The organism is Stenotrophomonas sp. Steno-Z4, assembly GCF_056393145.1.
In genome coordinates, this window is the sequence record NZ_JBWJPC010000004.1 from 161659 (window position 1) to 179496 (window position 17838).

Below are 17838 nucleotides of genomic sequence, written 5' to 3' on the forward strand. Positions count from 1 at the left end.
CATGCGAAAGTGGCTTTCCCCCTTGCTGGCGACCCTGCTCGCCGTGGCGCCGATGGCGCATGCCGATGATGCTGCGCGCTGGACGCCGGCCCAGGCCGATGCCTGGTATGCGAAGCAGCAGTGGCTGGTGGGCGCGAACTACACCACCTCCAATGCGATCAACCAGCTGGAGATGTTCCAGGCCGAGACCTTCGACCCGGAAGCGATCGACCGTGAGCTGCGCTGGGCGCACGAACAGTTCGGCATGAACACCATGCGCGTGTACCTGCACGACCTGCTGTGGCAGCAGGACCCGCAGGGCTTCCTGAAGCGCGTGGACACCTTCCTGAGCATTGCGGAAAAGAACGGCATCCGCCCGATGCTGGTGCTGTTCGACAGCTGCTGGGACCCGGATCCGAAGCTGGGCCCGCAGCACCGCCCCATTCCGGGCGTGCACAACTCCGGCTGGGTGCAGAGCCCGAGCCACCACATGCTGGTGGACCCGGCCAACGACAAGCACTTCCGTGACTACGTGGAAGGCGTGGTGGGCGCATTCGCCAACGACAAGCGCGTGCTGGCCTGGGACCTGTGGAACGAGCCGGACAACCCCGGTGGCGGCAACTACATGGACAAGCAGCTGAAGGGCGAGCAGGAACGCATCGCCGAACTGCTGCCGCAGATCTTCGATTGGGCGCGCGCGAAGAAGCCGACCCAGCCGCTCACCAGCGGTGTGTGGATCGGCGACGACTGGTCGCCCGGCGCGGCCTCGCTCACCGCGATCCAGCGCACCCAGCTGGAGCGCTCGGACGTGATCACCTTCCACAACTACGAGCAGCCCGAAGCTTTCGTTTCGCGGGTGGCACAGCTGAAGAAGTATGGCCGCCCGCTGATCTGCACCGAGTGGCTGGCGCGCGGCGCAGGCTCCAACGTGGACACCATCCTGCCCATCGCCCGCCGCGAGAACATCGGCATGATCAACTGGGGCTTCGTTGACGGTGCCATCCAGACCCGCTTCCCGTGGGACAGCTGGCAGCGCCCCTACACGATGGAGCCGCCGACCGTGTGGTTCCACGACCTGGTCAAGGCCGATGGCACCCCGTACCGGCCGCGCGAGGCCGAGCTGTTCCGCCGCCTTGCCAAGACCCCGCGCACCGCTGTTCCCGCGTTCTGACACCCATCCGCCCGCCATCGCCTGATGGCGGGCCACCCACCGCGCTCGCTTTCCGGAATCCGGAGATACCGCCATGAACCGTCATTTTTCCCGCACCCTGCTTTCCCTGGCCATCCTGTCCGCCCTTGCCCTGCCCGCCCTGGCGCAGGCGCAGGATGCCGGTGCGGCCACCCCCGACCCGGCGGCGCAACCGACCGCCGTCGATCTCGATACGGTCACCGTGACCGCCCTGCGCCAGAGCCTGCAGACCGCACAGACGATCAAGCAGGAAGCGGCGATGGTGGTGGATTCGGTGGTGGCCGAAGACATCGGCAAGCTGCCCGACAACAGCGTGGCCGATGCGCTGCAGCGCGTGACCGGTGTGCAGATCGCCCAGGGCAACCAGGGTGAAACAACCGGCGTGGTGATCCGCGGCCTGCCCAACGTGATCAGCACGCTCAACGGCCGCGAGATCTTCAGCAGCTCCGGCCGCGGCTATGCCTTCCAGAACCTGCCGGCCACCGCGATCAAGAGCCTGAACGTGTACAAGAGCAGCGAGGCCAGCCTGCCGCTGGGCGGCATCGCCGGCCTGGTGGACATCCAGCTGCGCCGCCCGCTGGACTTCGACGGCGCCGAGATTGCCGGCACCGTGACCGGCACGCACAGCAAGTACACCGGCGACATCGACCCCAACGCCAGCCTGCTGTTGAGCAACCGCTGGGATACCGATGCCGGTGAGATCGGTGCGATGGTCAACTTCGGCTACATCGGCAAGCGCTACGCCTACGATGCCGTGTGGGGCGATTTCCCGAAGGTGCTCGAAAACCCGGACGGCACGCCGATGCGCACCGACGACGGCAACCTGATCGCCGCGCCGAACGGCTGGGGCACCAACTACAACCACGGCGACCGCAAGCGCAGTTCGTTCAACTATGCGCTGCAGTGGAAGCCCACCGAGAACACCGAGGTCTACGTCGAAGGGCTGTACGACTACGTGCGCGACGACTACGACCAGGCCTTCCTCTTCAGCTTCCCGGTCGGGGTGGTCCCGCCCACGGGGCTGCAGGTGGGCAACAACTGCTACGCCAACCAGCTGGAAGGCCCGCTGGCCGGGCAGACCATCTGCGATGCCACCAGCGGCTCCTGGACCGGCGATACCTATGCCGCCAGCAGCACCCAGGCGCACAAGCAGCGCGGCCAGGACATCCAGAACGCGCTGGGCTTCAAGTGGAACGGCGACCAGCTGCACCTCTCCACCGAAGTGACCCGCACCTCCGGCTACTATCGGGATGAGAACTTCATCATCGATACCTTCATGAACGGGCCGATCACCACCGTGTGGGATGGCACGGCGGGCAAGCACCAGAACTGGTACCTGGCCGGCAACCCGGCCATGGATCCGTCGCGCTTCTATCTCAATGGCCTGTTCCAGACCTGGGGCGAATCGCGCGGTGAAGAAAACAGCTGGCGCGGCGATGGCAAGTTCGATTTCCTCGATGGCCCCATCGCCTTCCTGCAGTTCGGGCTGCGCTACGCCGACCGAACCGCCAGCGCCAAGGGCAGCGTGGAAATCAGCACCCCGCCGCCGGGCGGCGCGGGCACCGGCAACATCACCGCAAACCCGAACCCGGACAACCAGGTGGTGGGGCTGTTCCCGGCCAGCAGCTTCTTCTGCAGCAAGCGCGGCAATTCGGCGCTCAGCCAGTCCTTCCTGACCCCGTGCTACGACTACCTGATCGGCAATGCCGACGCGCTGCGCAACTTCTACGGCCTGCCCGATGGGCTGGCGGCGGAGAACCCCGGCCGCTTCTTCGACATCGAAGAACGCAAGTCGGCCGGCTACCTGCAGGCCAAGTACGATTTCGATGTGTTCGGCCTGCGCGTGGATGGCCTGGTGGGCGTGCGTGCGGAGAAGATCAAGCGTGAGCTCAATGCCTTCTCCTTCGATGCCAGCACCGGGGTGTACAGCGCCATCACCCGCAACACGCAGGACACCAACACCCTGCCCAATGCGAGCATGAACCTGCACTTCAACGACGAGTGGCAGCTGCGCCTGCTGGCGGCCAAGACGTTGAGCTACCCGGACTTCGGCGCGTTGAACCCGTCGATCTCTTTGAACCCGGGCACGGTGAACCGTGCCGGCGTCGCCAGCAGCGGCAACCCGGACCTGAGCCCGATCGAGTCGACCAACTACGACCTGTCGCTGGAGTGGTACTTCTCGCCGGTGGGCTACGCCAGCGCCGGTGTGTTCTACCGCGATATCGACGGCTACATCCAGAACTACATCACCAACGTGGTCATCGCCGGCGAAGACTACGAGCTGTCCTCCCCGCAGAGCGCCGGCAGCGGCCACCTGCAGGGCGTGGAGCTGGCCTACCAGCAGACCTTCGATTTCCTGCCGGGTGCGTGGGGCGGCCTTGGCGCGCAGTTGAACTACACCTACATCGACGGCGACACGAAATCGCCGGAGTTCATCGGCGGCCCGGTCATTTCCCGACCGCTGCAGAACGTGTCGAAGAACAACTACAACGCCGTGCTGTTCTACGAGAACTTCGGCCTGTCCGCGCGCCTGGCCTATGGCTACCGCAGCCGCTACATCGACTTCTTCACCCAGCCCACCGTGGCCGGTACCGAAGACCAGGTGGAACCGGCCAGCTCGCTGGACTTCTCGATCAGCTACGACGTGACCCCGCGTGCCACGGTGGTGTTCTCGGCCACCAACCTGCTGGGCAACAACCTGCACCAGTTCTGGGGCAGCGGCGATACCCGCCCGCGCGACATCCGCTACCAGGACAAGACCGTGGGCATGGGCTTCCGGTTCAAGCTCTGATGATGACCTCCCCCATGTCGATGCACGCCCCCTTTATGCCACCCTTTTGTCGGATAATAGGAGTGACCGCAGTCTGCGGAGCACCAAGCCAAAGGGGCGCCTGTGAAACGGATCGAGGTACGCAACCTCCACGACCAAGTCACCCAGGAGATCGGCCAGCGCATCATCAGCGGCACGATCAAGCCGGGCGAGTACCTGCCCAAGGAAGAGCTGTTGGCGCAGACCTTGTCGGTAAGCCGCTCGGCGCTTCGCGAGGGGCTGAAGGTGCTCGGCTCCAAGGGGCTGATCGAAACCAAGCAGAAAACCGGGTCGCGGGTGCGCGAACCGCGGTTCTGGAAGCAGCTGGACAGCGACATCCTGGCCTGGCGCTGCGCGCTGATGCCCACCCAGGACTTCGTGGACAAGCTGGTGGAAATGCGCGAAGTGATCGAGCCTGCGGCGGCCGCCTCGGCCGCGCAGCGGCGTTCGCCCGCGCAGCTTGCGAAGATCAAGGCCGCGTACCAGGCGATGGCCGACGCGACCGACCAGGACGCGTGGGCCAAGGCGGATCTGAGCTTCCACGAAAGTGTGCTGGAGGCCACCAACAACGAGCTGCTGGGCTCGTTGTTCTCGGTGATCGACGCCGCACTGGGCACGTTCTTCCTGCTCTCGGCGCAGACCGCCAAGGACTTCAAGTATTCGCTGCCGCGCCATTTCGACGTGTACGACGCGATCCGGCTGAAGCAGCCGGACGCGGCGCGCGCGGCCATGCTGGACATGATTGCCGATTCCCGGGCCAACCTGAAGGGAATCCGCACCCCACGCAAACCCCCTCGCTGAAGGATTCCGCATGAGCACCGCCTGGATGCAACCCCTCCCCTTGGTTGCCATCCTGCGCGGGCTCACCCCGCAGGAGGCCCCCGCCGTCGGTGCCGCACTGGCCGATGCCGGATTCCATATCCTGGAAGTACCGCTGAACTCGCCACAGCCACTGGAGAGCATCGCGCTGCTGGCCAAACAACTCGGCGACCGCTGCCTGATCGGCGCGGGCACCGTGCTCACCACCGCCCAGGTGGATGAGGTGGCCAATGCCGGCGGCCGCATCATCGTGATGCCGCACGCGGATGTGGAGGTCATCGCCGCCGCGCACGCCAAAGGCCTGCGCTGCACGCCCGGCGTGGCCACGCCCACCGAGGCATTCGCCGCACTGCGTGCGGGTGCCGATGCATTGAAGCTGTTCCCCGCCGAGCAGCTGCCGCCACAGGTGTTGAAAGCCTGGTCCAGCGTGCTGCCCGCCGGCACCGCGCTGCTGCCCGTAGGCGGCATCACCCCCGAACGCATGGCGGCCTACCGCAGCGCGGGCGCGGCCGGGTTCGGCATCGGTTCGGCCCTGTACGCACCCAAGACCCCACCCGCAGAAGTGGCGCGCCGCGCGCGCGCGTTCATCGACGCCTGGAACAGCACCAACACGGACCCCCACGCATGAAGATCACTGCCATCACCACCTACCTGGTGCCCCCGCGCTGGCTGTTTGTCCGCATCGAGACCGACGCAGGCATCGTCGGCTGGGGCGAGCCCATCGTGGAGGGCCGCGCGCATACCGTGGCCGCCGCAGTGGAAGAGCTTTCCGATTACCTGATCGGCAAGGATCCGCGGCACATCGAGGACCACTGGAACGTGCTCTATCGCGGCGGTTTCTACCGTGGCGGCCCGATCCTGATGAGCGCGCTGGCCGGCATCGACCAGGCACTGTGGGACATCCACGGCAAGGCGCTGGGCGTGCCCGTGCATGCGCTGCTGGGCGGCCCGGTACGTGACCGCATCCGCGTGTATTCGTGGATCGGCGGTGACCGCCCGGCCGATACCGCACGTGCGGCCAGCGAAGCGGTGGCACGCGGTTTTACGGCGGTGAAGATGAATGGCACCGAAGAAATGCAGATCGTGGACACCCACGACAAGGTCACGCGGGTGCTGGAAAACGTGCAGGCGGTGCGCGATGCGGTGGGTCCGGATATCGGCCTGGCCGTGGACTTCCACGGCCGCGTGCACAAGCCGATGGCGAAGGTGTTGATGCGTGAATTGACCCCGTTCGGGTTGATGTTCATTGAAGAACCGGTGTTGTCCGAACACCTTGAAGCGATTCCGGAACTGGCGGCCCTCTCCCCCGCCCCGATCGCGCTGGGTGAACGCCTGTATTCCCGGTTCGATTTCAAGCGGGTCCTGCAGACAGGCGGTGTGGACATCCTGCAGCCCGATCCTTCGCACTCCGGCGGCATCACCGAAACCCGCAAGATCGCGGCCATGGCCGAGGCCTACGACGTGGCCATCGCCCTGCACTGCCCGCTGGGCCCGATTGCGTTGGCCGCCAACCTGCAGCTGGATGCGGTCTGCTACAACGCCTTCATCCAGGAACAAAGCCTGGGCATCCACTACAACGCCAGCAACGACCTGCTCGACTACCTGGTGGACCGATCGCCGTTCGACTACAAGGAAGGCTTCGTCAGGATTCCGGATGGTCCCGGGCTGGGCATCGAGATCAACCAGGCCTACGTGGACGAACGCGCTGCCGAAGGACACCGCTGGCGCAACCCCATCTGGCGCCATGCCGATGGCAGCGTGGCCGAGTGGTGATGCCGATGACCCGTTACCCCAGTCTGGAAGGTCGTGCGGTGCTGATCACCGGTGGCGCTACCGGTATCGGCGCCGCCTTCGTTGAGCACTTCGCCCGGCAAGGTGCGAAGGTGGTGTTCCTGGACATCGACGACAGTGGTGCGCAGGCATTGCTGGACAGCCTGCACGACGTTGAACCGTTGCCGCGCTATCTGCGCTGCGACATCACCGACATCGCCGCCTTCCAGGCGACCATCGTTGAAGCACGTGAAGTGGTCGGACCGTTCTCGGTGCTGGTCAACAACGCGGCCAACGATGCGCGCCACGCGCTGGCAGATACCGGCGTGCTCGATTTCGAACGCAGCGTGGCGGTGAACCTTCGCCACCAGTACTTCGCGATCCAGGCCGTGGCGCCGGACATGCGCGCGTTGGGCAGCGGCTCGATCATCTGCCTGGGCTCCACCGGCTGGATGATCAAGAACAGCGGCTACCCGTTGTATGCCATGGCCAAATCCGCAGTGCATGGGCTGGTCAACGGGCTGGCCCGCGAACTAGGCCACGACCGGATCCGCATCAATGCGCTGGTGCCCGGCTGGGTGATGACCGAGAAGCAGCAGCGGCTGTGGCTGGATGCCGAGGGCGAGGCGCAGCTGCGGCGGTCGCAATGCCTGCCGGGCTACCTGCGTGCGGACGACCTGGCCCGCGCGGCGCTGTTCCTGGCCGCCGATGACAGCCGCATGTGCACCGGCCAGGACTTCATCGTGGACGGGGGCTGGGTGTGACCGGCCCGGTACGCGTGGCGGTTCCGGCGGGCAATACACTGGGCGAAGGCGTGCTGTGGTGCGACCGCGAGCAGGTGGTGTACTGGACCGACATCCAGCAATCGCAGCTGTGGCGTTACCGCCCGCAGGATGGCGCGATTGCGCGCTGGCCGATGCCGGAGCGGTTGGCCGCGATGGCGCTGTGCGAGGCCGATGGCTGGCTGTTGTTGGCGCTGGCTTCCCGGCTGGCGTTCTTCCATCCCGAACGCAACGAATTCCGCGACCTCGCAGACACGGTAGCGCCGGCCGTTGGCCGGCCCTCAGGGTCTCCGGCAGCTCGCGGAGCCGGCCAACGGCCGGCGCTACCGGAGTTGCGGGGAAACGATGGCGCATGCGACCGCCAAGGGCGATTTGTATTTGGCCTGCTGCATGAACCTGCCGAGGGGCCCAAACAGGCAGTAGCGCCCTTCCTGCGCCTCAACGCAGATCTGACGCTGGAAATCCTGCCGTTACCCACCGTCGCCATTTCCAACAGCATCGCCTTCAGCCCTGCCGGCGACACGATGTACTTCTGTGACTCGCTGCAGAAGCAGATCCTGCGCTGCGACTACGGCGACACGCTCGGGCCTGCGCAATTGTTCGTTGACCTGCAGGCCGAACCCGGCGAGCCCGACGGCAGCGCGGTCGACGCGGACGGCGGCCTCTGGAACGCCCGCTGGGGCGATGCCCGGGTGGTGCGTTACCTGCCGGACGGCACCGAGGACCGCGCCATTGCCACGCCGGTCAGCCAGCCCACCCGCCCTGCGTTCGGCGGCCCTGCCTACCGCACGCTGTTCATCACCAGCGCGCATGACGGCATGGATGCCGCGGCCCGTGCACAAGACCCGCTTGCAGGCCACCTGCTTTCCCTCGATGACGCCGGGTTCGCCGGCCTACCCGAAGCCCGGTTCGCCGGCGACCCCAACAGCTTGCCGCCCCGCGCACCGCGTGGGACTTCCGCGGAGATTCCATGAGCCTTTCCACCCTTGATATCAGCATCGTGCTGGCCTACCTGGCGGGCATTTTCATTCTTGCGCAGTGGGTGTCGCGCGAGAAAGCCGGCCAGCAGAAATCGGCGCAGGATTACTTCCTGGCCAGCCGCAGCCTGCCGTGGTGGGCCATCGGCGCATCGCTGATCGCGGCCAACATTTCGGCCGAACAGATCATCGGCATGTCCGGCTCCGGCTATGCCATCGGCCTGGCCATCGCGTCGTATGAGTGGATGGCGGCGATCACGCTGCTGATCGTGGGCAAGTGGTTCCTGCCCATCTTCCTGCGCAACGGCATCACCACCATGCCGCAATTCCTGCAGGAGCGCTATGGCAACCGGATCCGCACGGTCATGGCGGTGTTCTGGCTGGGCCTGTACGTGTTCGTCAACCTCACCTCGATCCTGTGGCTGGGTTCGATCGCCATTGCCGGCGTGGCCGGGCTGAACCAGGATGTGGCGCTGGTGCTGCTGGGCGCCTTCGCGCTGGCCTACCAGCTGTACGGCGGCCTGAAGGCGGTAGCGCTGACCGATATCGTGCAGGTGTGCCTGCTGGTGCTGGGTGGCCTGCTGGTCACCGTGATCACCCTGAGCAAAATCGGCGACGGCAGCGTCAGCGATGGCTTCATGCAGCTCTGGCAGCAGCATCCGGAGCGGTTCGAGATGATCCTCAGCAAGGACAACCCGTTCTACAAGGACCTGCCGGGCCTGTCGGTGCTGCTGGGCGGCATGTGGATCGCCAACCTCAGCTACTGGGGATTCAACCAGTACATCATCCAGCGGGCGCTGGCCGCGAAGAACCTGCGCGAGGCGCAGAAGGGCGTGGTGTTTGCCGCGTTCCTGAAGCTGTTGATTCCGGCCATCGTGGTGCTGCCCGGCATTGCCGCGGTGATGCTGGCGCCGGGCCTGGAGCGGCCGGATGCGGCCTACCCGACCATGCTGGCACTGCTGCCCAGCGGCATCCTGGGGCTGGTGTTCGCGGCGCTGGTGGCGGCGATCGTGGCGTCGCTGGCCTCGAAGATCAATTCGGTGGCGACCATCTTCACCCTGGATTTCTACGCCAAGCGCGCGCCCGATGCATCGCAGGCCCGGCTGGTCCGCGTGGGCCGGATCGCGGCGTCGGTGGCCATCATCGTGGCGGTGCTGACCGCCCGCCCGCTGCTGGGTGGATTCGACCAGGGCTTCCAGTACATCCAGGAGTTCACCGGCTTCTTCACTCCGGGCATCGTGGTGATCTTCCTGCTGGGCCTGTTCTGGAAGCGCTCCAATGAAGCCGGTGCGCTGGCCGCAGCAGTGGGCTCGTTCGTGCTCTCGCTGGCGTTCAAGCTGCTGTGGCCGTCGTTGCCGTTCATGGACCGGATGGGGGTGGTCTTCCTGGCGACGTTGGCGCTGGCGGTGGGGATCTCGCTGGCCACCCGTGCCACCGGAGACCGTGACCGCATCCGTACCGATGATGTGGTGTATGCCACCGCACCGTCGTTCAACGCGGCTTCGCTGGCCGTGGTGGCGATCCTGGTGGCTCTGTACGCAACCTACTGGTGATGACCATGCAGCCGACCCTTTCCCTCCGTGCGGTTACGCTGGCGCTCCTGCTCGCCACTGCGGCTCCCGCCATGGCCACTGACGTCACCTGGACGGGCACCGCCACCGTGGATGCGGCCAAGGCCGGCTGGGGCCGGTTGGCACGCCTGCCAGACGGCCGCTGGCTGGCGGTGACCACGCGCTATCCCGGCGGCGACACCACCACGTTGCAGTTGTCGATGAGCAGCGACAACGCCCGGACCTGGGCGCCGTTGTCGCGCGTGGCAGAGCCCAAGCGCAAACTCGACAACGGCGAACTGTTCGTCCTGCCCGATGGGCGCGTGCTGCTGGCGATGCGCTCTCTCATCGATGGGGTGTCCTACCGGCTGAACGTGTATGCCAGTGACGACCAGGGGGCGAACTGGCGCTTCCTGAGCACCATCACGCGTAACGAAAAGCCGGCCGGGCGCAAGGACCGCGGCATGTGGGAGCCGGTGTTCACCCGTCTGGATGATGGCACGTTGTCGGTGGTGTACGCCGATGAAACCCGGGCCGACGAGACGCCTTCCTTCAACCAGGTGGTATCGCAGCAGCTTTCCAGCGACGGGGGCCAGACGTGGAGCCCTGCGGTGACCATCGCCAGCCAACCCGGTGGGGGGAAGCTGCGCCCGGGCATGCCGGTGATGGCGCGGCGCCCGGATGGCGGCTTCCTGATGGTGCTGGAAACGTGCGGCGAGGATCCGCAGTGTCCTGTCTCCTACAAGACCTCGCCGGATGGACGCACCTGGCCCGAGGGGCTGGGCACGCCGATGGCGGACCAGCGCTGCGGGCCCCACGTGATGACTACCCGCAGCGGCACGATGTTCGCGACGTCCTGCTTCAACGAGGTGAGCGCAAGCGAGGACGGCGGCAACACGTGGACCACCGTCAAGCCGCCCGCGTGGCCGCTCGGCTTCCGCCACTCCTGGCCGGCCGTCGTGGAGTTTGGGCCCAACGAAATCGGCGTGGTCAATGTGGTCGATGGCAGTGTCCAGATACGCTTTGGTGCGTATGGCCAAGGCGCCAATCAACGCTGAGCGGATCGCCCTTGGTCGCTTTGGCACGGCGAGACGCGCTCTCGCCGTGCCAAGTACCTCAGATCAGGTGCGGGCGCTCGCTGCCAAACAGCAACCGCTTGGCCCCCTCGCGCCAAACCGCTGGGCACGACTTGCCGCGTACCACGGCCGCAACCGTATACGCATAGCCACGATTGATCGGGCTGACCCGACCCAGCACTTCCTCGGCTTGCTGCACGCTCGCATTGGCGCGCACGGCGTAGACGAATGCAACCATGCGTGCCGCTTCCTCGGGATCGGTAGACAGCAGCACCGCCTTGCGCCAGGTTGCCTCGTCGCGGCCGTGCCGCAGCGCCAGCGCCCATGTGGCCCATACCGAATCCGGGTCGATCCCCTGGTCTGCCGTCATCGCCAGTGCCTGATCGGCGTACTCGCTCGACGCGCCGTCGGAAGCGGCGACCATGCGAATCATGCGCGGCAGCATGTCGGCGTATGGCTGTGCCAGCTTCAGTGCCACTTCGTACTGGGCCTCGCCGAGCATCAGATAGGCTGCGTAGGGTGAAGACACGGCTTCCTCGCTGTCGATGGCCAGCATGTTGGTCAGCAGTGACGACTGGCCAGCCAGCGCCCTGATCTCCGCATTGCTGGCGCCCAGCATGCGCTTGACGCGTGCCAGTTCCAGCGCCGCGTACTCCGACGTCGCCGGCGCGGTCGCCGCCCTCGACCAGGCTTCGCTGGCACCCGCCCAGTCGCTGCGTCCAGCGAGCACGTAGCCGGCAGCATGGGCGAACCAGGGCTCCTGCGGCCAGCGGCGTTGTCCGGCAAGGAAGGCCTCGTCCTGTTCCGGGCCATCAGCCATGCAACGCACGACAAGATAGGCCAGCGACGACGATTCGGGCTTGCTCGCCGCCATCTGCTTCTGGCGTTCGCACGCCGCGCCAAGGTCCTGGCCGATATGCAGGTCCTGCTCCAGTCGCAGCGCTGCAACGTCTTCGGGGTAGCGCTTCAGCCGCTCTTCGATGAGGCCTGGCAGGGAGTCCGGGCCGTGCGCCGCCATGCCGAGCCATGTGGTCAGATTCCGCGTGTTCGGCGCATCCCAGCGCGCATGTGCCAGAATCATGGCCTTCATCTGTTCGTCGTCGCCCACCATCTCGATCTGCCGGCGCGGCGCGCGGTCGCCCATCGCCGACACTACCGAGCGCGTGCTGCCATTCTCGTAGCTCTGGGTCTGGATGGTACTGGGCGGTTCCTCCAGTACGAAGTCGGCATCGGTGGCTGACCAGCGCTGCGTACCCAGCATGCGTTCCGGGTCGCCCTTTGCGCCGCCATATTCGGCCGTCCACTGGACCAGCGGCGCTGCACCGGCGACGTTGTAGGTGAAGTGGGAGCGACCGGTCATGCGTTCAGTGTCGAAGGACTCGATCAGCTCCCCGTCTGCGGTGTGGGCGGCCACCCTGTGCGCGGAACCGGGCTCCACGTCGATGCTGCCGCTCTGCAGCGGCTCCAGAGCGACGGTGTTGCCGTCGATGGTGACCCGCACTGGAATCGCCAGCCCGTTGTACATCGAGACGGTTGCGGCACCGGTGTGCATGCCGAACAGCAACACGCCCACGACGATCGCCGCCGCCGCAGTGGCGCGCATGGTGCTGGCGACCCAGCCGTCGGCGGTCTGGAATCGATCCCACCAGCCGAGCTGGGTCTGCAGCTTGCGCTCCTGGCCAGGAAGCAGCAGCGGATAGCCCCTGGGTACCTGCGAGGGCGTTGGCGCGGCGGGCGCCACTTCGCCCGACCCCAGTCGCGCTGCGACGGCGTCCTCGTTTGCCAGCAGGGCCTCGAGCGTCGCAGCGCGAAGCTGCGAGAGCGCACCGCAGGTCAGGTTGACCCAGCCGCCTGAATGCTGGATCCAGCTGTCGATGTTGGCCTGTGCAGGGGCGGTCAGGCGCAGGTCTCCCAGCGCCTGCGCCAGCGGTGTGCCACGGTGCTCGATCACCGTTTCGTCAACGACGCAGTTACGGGCGCTGTCGTAGATGAAAACCAGCGCCTGCTGCACCCTGCCGGCGGCACTGATCAGACGGCGCAGCTCGCTCTCGGAAACGCGCTTGTCGGCCGTCACCACGTGCAGCACGTTGACGAAGACCGCGTACGTGTCGCGCAGGTCGGCCTCGGTGTGTTCGCAGAAGTGCAACACGGCGACCTGCGCTTCCAGCAGCGCCTCCCACCCGTCCCCGTACCGCCGGGCGGCCAACCGATGCAGGCTGCGGCATTCCTGGTCGTGCTGGAACACGGCCTGCCGCAGGGGTGCGATTTCCGCATCCAGGGTGGCGATGGCCGGGCCGAGGCGCTTGACGTCCAGCACCTGGTCACGCCAATGCACGCACTTGCCGGACGCGCGCAGGTGCCCGGCGCGGGCGGCGTCCAGGGTGGCGCGCTCTTCCTCCAGCGCCCGAAGCTGCTGCAAAGCGGTGCCATGGGCCGGCGCGTACAGGGCGGCGATACGCTCGCGCAGCTGCTCGTCGTCCAGCGACGTGAGTGCAGGCAGGAACAGCTCGGCCGGCGTGGCGACACTGCGTACGAAGGAGCGGCGCAGGTAAGTGCCTTGGTAGCGCTGCTGCATGGAACGGATGTCGAACTCGGCGTCGAGGCGGCGCAGTGACTCCTCACCGTCCGCGAACGCCTCGGGCGTTTCGCGCAGCATGCTGCGGGACAGCTGGTGCTTCAGCGCGTCTGCGTCACGGAACAGCAGGATGGCCGGCCGCTCGTCAATGGCCGCTTCCACATAGCGGCGCTTGAGGTTGTTCTCGCGATCGGCATTGGCCGGGTGCGTGGACCACATCTGCGGCACGCGCACCATGGCGTTGCGGAACACGCGATGCAGCTCGCGCTCACGCTCGGGCAGTTGCGGTGGCTCGGCATACAGGGGGTCGGGCGATACTCGCCGCAGGTTGGCGAGCATGCGCGTCTGCACAGCGAACAGGTCAGCTACCGCATGGCCGGCTTCGAACTCATGCGAGGCAAAGGCGAGCGTCCTGTCCCAGGCATCGTCGGCCGCGCCCAGGCGATGCAAAGCGTGCACCAGGGCATGGCTGCCAGCCAGCGAGGCGGCCACCAGGTCGGCCTGGTATTCCATCTCACGCGACAAGGCGCGCTCGGACAGGGCGACCACGCTGAAGGCGGTATCCACCAGCGAACGGATGGCCCAGACAATGATCGACAGGGTCCAGCCAACCCAGGCGATACGGAAGTCCATGCGCGAGAGTCCGGCCAGGAGGCTGTCCAGCGCGTCGCGCCGCGCGACCAGCTGGCTGGCGATCTGGTGGGCCACGTACACCCAACGGCCGACGGCCATGGTGCGCTGCGCGAAGTGGCCGAATTCGTGGGCCAGTACGGCCTTGAACTCGCCCAGGTTTAGTGCGTTGATCAGCGGCAGGCCGATGTCCAGGTTCTTGCGCGAGGGAAACAGCAGGTTGAACAGCGACAGGTCGTAGAAGACGCTGGCATTGACCCGCGCCGACAGGTAGACCCGCTTGGGGCGCGGCGCGCCGGCTTCGTCAGCCAGGCGGTGCAGGAAGGCGAACAGCTCGGGCTGCTCGGCCTGCTTGAGCTCCAGCTCCCTGGAAGCCTGCCCACGCTTGAGGAACACCAGCCCCTTGGCCATGAAGACGGCCAGGAACAGCGCGAAGGTGCCGACGATGATGTTGAGCAGGGTGTTGCCGCCCTCCCCTGCCAGCAGGGTGCGGAATACGCGGTAGGCGGTCCAGCCGAACCAGCCCATCAGGGCGAAGTAGGCAGTGGCGAAACCGAGCAGGCCGGCCACGGCCAGCCATGCATGGCGGCGGTAGGCGGAACTGGGTGCGGTGAGCTGCGCGGGCACGGCCGAAGGCCCCGCCGGATAGAGCGAATCCATTATGTATATCCCCCTGTTGTCCTGCTCCGTGCCGTCCCCCCGGACGTGGCACGGAGCTTACCTGGCGTCATGCCCGGTCCCGGGGGGATTGTGCACATTATTGGGCGGGTGTGCATCTGCCGCTGCAAACGGTCCAGACCGCACTTCGGTAGGGTTGCATCCCAATCAACCGCCGGGGTGGTGATTACCCATTAGGGCATTATCTGGAACGCAGGCAGCGCGCTTCGATTTTGGGTCATGCGTTACCATGCCGATTATTGTTATCGACGGTCGTTTGGGAACCGACCCTACGGTGTCTCAGACGTTTCGGGGAAGCGCGATTCCATCGAGTTCCCTGTCATTCCGTTGGTCAATCGTTGGCGGTCGGCCTCATTGCAGCCCGGATGTCATCCGGGATCGTGCAATCAGTGCCCTGGCGTCGCGCTGACCCTGTGAGTGGTTCAATCACACCGCCATCGATCTCCCTTGAGCCGCGTTGGCAGTGGAGTGACAGGAACAGGGTACGGCCGTTGCGGTCTACCCATTGTTGACCGAGGTACTCCCCGTCCGCCCTTTCGAAGGTTGGGCCTATCAGCTCCGTAAGCGATCCTTGATTGGGTAGGCTTCGGAGGATGGGGCTGTCGTTCATCGAGGCATTGAGCCAGCTGGCGACGACCGGGCCGTCCATGCGATGCAGGGTCGTGATCCTGCCCGGCGCGTCATTGTCGAGGTAGCGCGACGTCCACAAGCGATCTTCGCCCCAAGGGGTGATCGCGGTGTAGCGTGCCGGCAGCCGCTCGACCCCATCAGCATCCATGAATCCGTAGTAGCCATCGCGCAGGACCACGACGCCGCCCGGCAGCAGCGCATGTGCAGATTCGATGGTGCCGCCCACGAAGCGGCCTTGCTTTACGTGATACATGCGGGACCCCTCCGCGTCGCTGCGTACGAGGAGCAATGCCCCATCAGCACTGACCTGGTCGATCCAGGTGCCGTTGGGCAGCAGGTGCTGGCCAAGCGCGGCGTCGAGCCACAGCCGGGGCTGGGATTCGCCGTCCAGCGTGCCGAAAAAGCCTGTGGCCTCTGCGCTAAGTTGGCTAAGCGGCGGTGTCTGGACCAGTAGCTTTCCCCTGCAGTCCACCAAGGTTTCCTGCCCGTCTTCCGCTACTGCCTGGCGAAGCTCGGGACGCCCCTCAACCTCCTTCCACGCGTAGGCGTTGAATGGCCCCAGAATCTGGCCATTCGCATCAACCAACTTGTCACCGGCGTCGCCCATGCGCGCGCGCCATATGCCTGGGCAGACCTCCTCGCCGGAAGTCGCCCCTGCGATCGCGAGAAAGCGTCCATCCGGGTACATGAGACCGCCCACGGCGTCGGCTTCGTTCGCGAAAATGCCTTCTGCGTCTTCGCGGATGACATGGTATTCGGTTGCCCAGCGCGGCCAGGTGCCCACGTCTTCAGAGGCGGGGCTACGCGACCGCGCCGATGAGTAGCCCACCACGTAGATGAGCGCGCGATCTCCGGTCAGTTGGCCGCCCGCATCCAGCCGGCGCCATGCCCTGCCCTGCAGTCCCAGCCAGCCGCCGTTGTTGAGCGGAATCAGGTTGTCGATGTGCTCGGTCCACAGCGTCTTTCCTGCCTCATCGCGCAGCGCGCAGGGTGTGCCCGGGTTGAGGTCGCAGACCAGATATTGAGTGCGTTCCGGGAACGGACCGGCAGCCCGGAGTTCACCCTTGGCCAGCTGCATGCGCAGCTGCCCACGTGCATCGAAGATGCGCTCGCCCGCTTCCCGCGAGCGCCAGCTGTAGCGTTGCGGGTGCGCCGTGATGGCCCACTCGCCGCTGCCGGGCTGCCAGTCGACGAAGGTGCTTCCATCGGCGCGCAACAGGGCGGTCCCTGCCCTGGACCATGTGCTGAACAGTGGGGTTGGATCCGGATCGTCCGGGTGACGATCGAATGCCGCATCGGACCGGAGCTCAACATACGGGCCCTTCAAGGAGACCCGGCCAGCGTCGTCGAACCACACGCTGCTGCTTCTCTCGAAATCCACGACGAGCCAGCGATCTGGGGCGATCTGCTGCGGCCGCCCTGGCCACTCTTGGATAAGGCGGCCCTGATCGTTGGCGACCAAGCCGCTTTCGAACCCGCTGGCCTGCAGGACGAATGTCTGGGGCGCCTCGGCCCATGCCGGCGCGATGCCCAGAGCGAGTGCCAGGAACGCCGGCTGGGCAATGCTCTGGATGCGTCTGGTGGGGCCGATGCCAGTGGCATCGAGTGGATCCGTGGCGTCCGTGTCGTGCTTTGTCATCCGTCCATCTTGAGCGTACTGGAAGGCGCCTATGGTAGCCGCCAACCTGTACTCCCCGATGGCTGACAGCTGTCACTTGTTCCGTTTCAGCCCAAAGCGAGAATTACCCCATTCCCGCACGGCGTTGCACGGCCGGCACCAACCCCAAGCCAAGGACCCTCCATGAACATCCTGCAGCAATTCGCTTCCCACACCCCGATCTGGGTCTGGGCGCTTCTGATCTTCCTGATCACGCGCGGTGTCGCCGCGATGAAGCCGGGGGAGATCACGCTGGGGCGGCTGGCGGTGGTGCCTGCCCTGTTCACCGCGTGGGGCCTGTGGTCGATCAGTGCGCGCTATGGCACGTCCTGGCAGGCGTGGGCGCTGTGGCTGGTCGGCATCGGCGCGGGGATGAGTATCGGCTGGATGATGCTTCGCCGTGCAGTGCTGACCGCGAACCGGGCAACCGGGAAGCTGTGGCGCAGCGCGGATTACAGCCTGCTGCCGCTGCTGCTGGTGACATTCGTGGTGAAGTACGGGTTTGAATCCGCGCTGGCGATGTCGCCGACGCTTGCGGGGGATGTTGGTTTCCGCGCTGCGTATCTGCTGCTGTCGGGCGGCTTCACTGGCATTTTCATCGGCAAGTACATCCGGTACGTGGCCGCCTGGCGCCGCGCCACGCCGGGCGATGACCTGCAGGTGACCGGCTGAGGCACCTGTCCGCCGGGATCTTGGATGCCGGCTGCCGGTAGGGTT

General features: G+C 66.2%; 12 protein-coding genes. 10 read left to right on the top strand and 2 right to left on the bottom strand.

Annotation, left to right across the window (positions count from 1 at the left end; all coding sequences use genetic code 11):
* Position 1 precedes the first annotated feature (1 nt).
* The 9 genes from AC06E7_RS11545 (at position 2) to AC06E7_RS11585 (ending at position 10933) form a co-directional block, all read left to right on the top strand.
* The gene (locus AC06E7_RS11545; RefSeq protein ID WP_478064793.1) at positions 2-1150 is read left to right on the top strand and encodes a cellulase family glycosylhydrolase; all 1149 of its coding nucleotides are present in this window, start codon (positions 2-4) and stop codon (positions 1148-1150) included.
* 73 nt (positions 1151-1223) lie between these two features.
* A complete protein-coding gene (locus AC06E7_RS11550) occupies positions 1224-3959 on the top strand; it encodes a TonB-dependent receptor (protein ID WP_478064794.1) in 2736 nt (911 codons plus the stop codon).
* Positions 3960-4061: 102 nt separating this feature from the next.
* On the top strand, positions 4062-4778 hold the full coding sequence (locus tag AC06E7_RS11555; protein ID WP_095364124.1) for a FadR/GntR family transcriptional regulator: 717 nt from the start codon (positions 4062-4064) through the stop codon (positions 4776-4778).
* Between the two features lie 10 nt (positions 4779-4788).
* The gene (locus tag AC06E7_RS11560; protein WP_478064795.1) at positions 4789-5424 is read left to right on the top strand and encodes a 2-dehydro-3-deoxy-6-phosphogalactonate aldolase; all 636 of its coding nucleotides are present in this window, start codon (positions 4789-4791) and stop codon (positions 5422-5424) included.
* On the top strand, positions 5421-6569 hold the full coding sequence (gene dgoD, locus AC06E7_RS11565; RefSeq protein WP_093536565.1) for a galactonate dehydratase: 1149 nt from the start codon (positions 5421-5423) through the stop codon (positions 6567-6569). The genes AC06E7_RS11560 and dgoD overlap by 4 nt, the downstream gene beginning before the upstream one ends.
* Before the next feature lie 5 nt (positions 6570-6574).
* Entirely contained in the window at positions 6575-7330 is a 756-nt protein-coding gene (locus AC06E7_RS11570) for an SDR family NAD(P)-dependent oxidoreductase (protein ID WP_478064796.1), read from the top strand.
* A complete protein-coding gene (locus AC06E7_RS11575) occupies positions 7327-8322 on the top strand; it encodes an SMP-30/gluconolactonase/LRE family protein (RefSeq protein WP_478064797.1) in 996 nt (331 codons plus the stop codon). Before AC06E7_RS11570 ends, AC06E7_RS11575 begins: the two co-directional genes overlap by 4 nt.
* Positions 8319-9878 (top strand): sodium/sugar symporter, encoded by a 1560-nt coding sequence (locus tag AC06E7_RS11580; RefSeq protein WP_478064798.1) that lies wholly within the window; start codon positions 8319-8321, stop codon positions 9876-9878. The genes AC06E7_RS11575 and AC06E7_RS11580 overlap by 4 nt, the downstream gene beginning before the upstream one ends.
* 71 nt (positions 9879-9949) lie before the next feature.
* A complete protein-coding gene (locus AC06E7_RS11585; protein ID WP_478064799.1) occupies positions 9950-10933 on the top strand; it encodes a sialidase family protein in 984 nt (327 codons plus the stop codon).
* A gap of 58 nt (positions 10934-10991) precedes the next feature.
* On the opposite strand, the gene AC06E7_RS11590 is transcribed toward AC06E7_RS11585, so the two are convergent.
* Complete coding sequence (locus tag AC06E7_RS11590) at positions 10992-14816, bottom strand: M48 family metallopeptidase (RefSeq protein WP_478064800.1); 3825 nt, start codon at positions 14814-14816, stop codon at positions 10992-10994.
* Between the two features lie 349 nt (positions 14817-15165).
* The gene (locus AC06E7_RS11595) at positions 15166-17103 is read right to left on the bottom strand and encodes a hypothetical protein (protein WP_478064801.1); all 1938 of its coding nucleotides are present in this window, start codon (positions 17101-17103) and stop codon (positions 15166-15168) included.
* Positions 17104-17265: 162 nt separating this feature from the next.
* On the opposite strand from AC06E7_RS11595, the gene AC06E7_RS11600 reads away from it, so the two are divergent.
* Positions 17266-17793: a DUF6622 family protein gene (locus AC06E7_RS11600; RefSeq protein WP_478064802.1), complete on the top strand. Its 528-nt coding sequence runs from the start codon at positions 17266-17268 to the stop codon at positions 17791-17793.
* The last annotated feature ends 45 nt before the right edge of the window (positions 17794-17838 follow it).

Coding starts and splice junctions, on each gene's coding strand:
- AC06E7_RS11545 (WP_478064793.1), top strand. CDS start 2: ATGCGAAAGTGGCTTTCCCCCTTGCTGGCGACCCTGCTCGCCGTGGCG.
- AC06E7_RS11550 (WP_478064794.1), top strand. CDS start 1,224: ATGAACCGTCATTTTTCCCGCACCCTGCTTTCCCTGGCCATCCTGTCC.
- AC06E7_RS11560 (WP_478064795.1), top strand. CDS start 4,789: ATGAGCACCGCCTGGATGCAACCCCTCCCCTTGGTTGCCATCCTGCGC.
- dgoD (WP_093536565.1), top strand. CDS start 5,421: ATGAAGATCACTGCCATCACCACCTACCTGGTGCCCCCGCGCTGGCTG.
- AC06E7_RS11570 (WP_478064796.1), top strand. CDS start 6,575: ATGACCCGTTACCCCAGTCTGGAAGGTCGTGCGGTGCTGATCACCGGT.
- AC06E7_RS11580 (WP_478064798.1), top strand. CDS start 8,319: ATGAGCCTTTCCACCCTTGATATCAGCATCGTGCTGGCCTACCTGGCG.
- AC06E7_RS11585 (WP_478064799.1), top strand. CDS start 9,950: ATGGCCACTGACGTCACCTGGACGGGCACCGCCACCGTGGATGCGGCC.
- AC06E7_RS11590 (WP_478064800.1), bottom strand. CDS start 14,816: ATGGATTCGCTCTATCCGGCGGGGCCTTCGGCCGTGCCCGCGCAGCTC.
- AC06E7_RS11595 (WP_478064801.1), bottom strand. CDS start 17,103: ATGACAAAGCACGACACGGACGCCACGGATCCACTCGATGCCACTGGC.
- AC06E7_RS11600 (WP_478064802.1), top strand. CDS start 17,266: ATGAACATCCTGCAGCAATTCGCTTCCCACACCCCGATCTGGGTCTGG.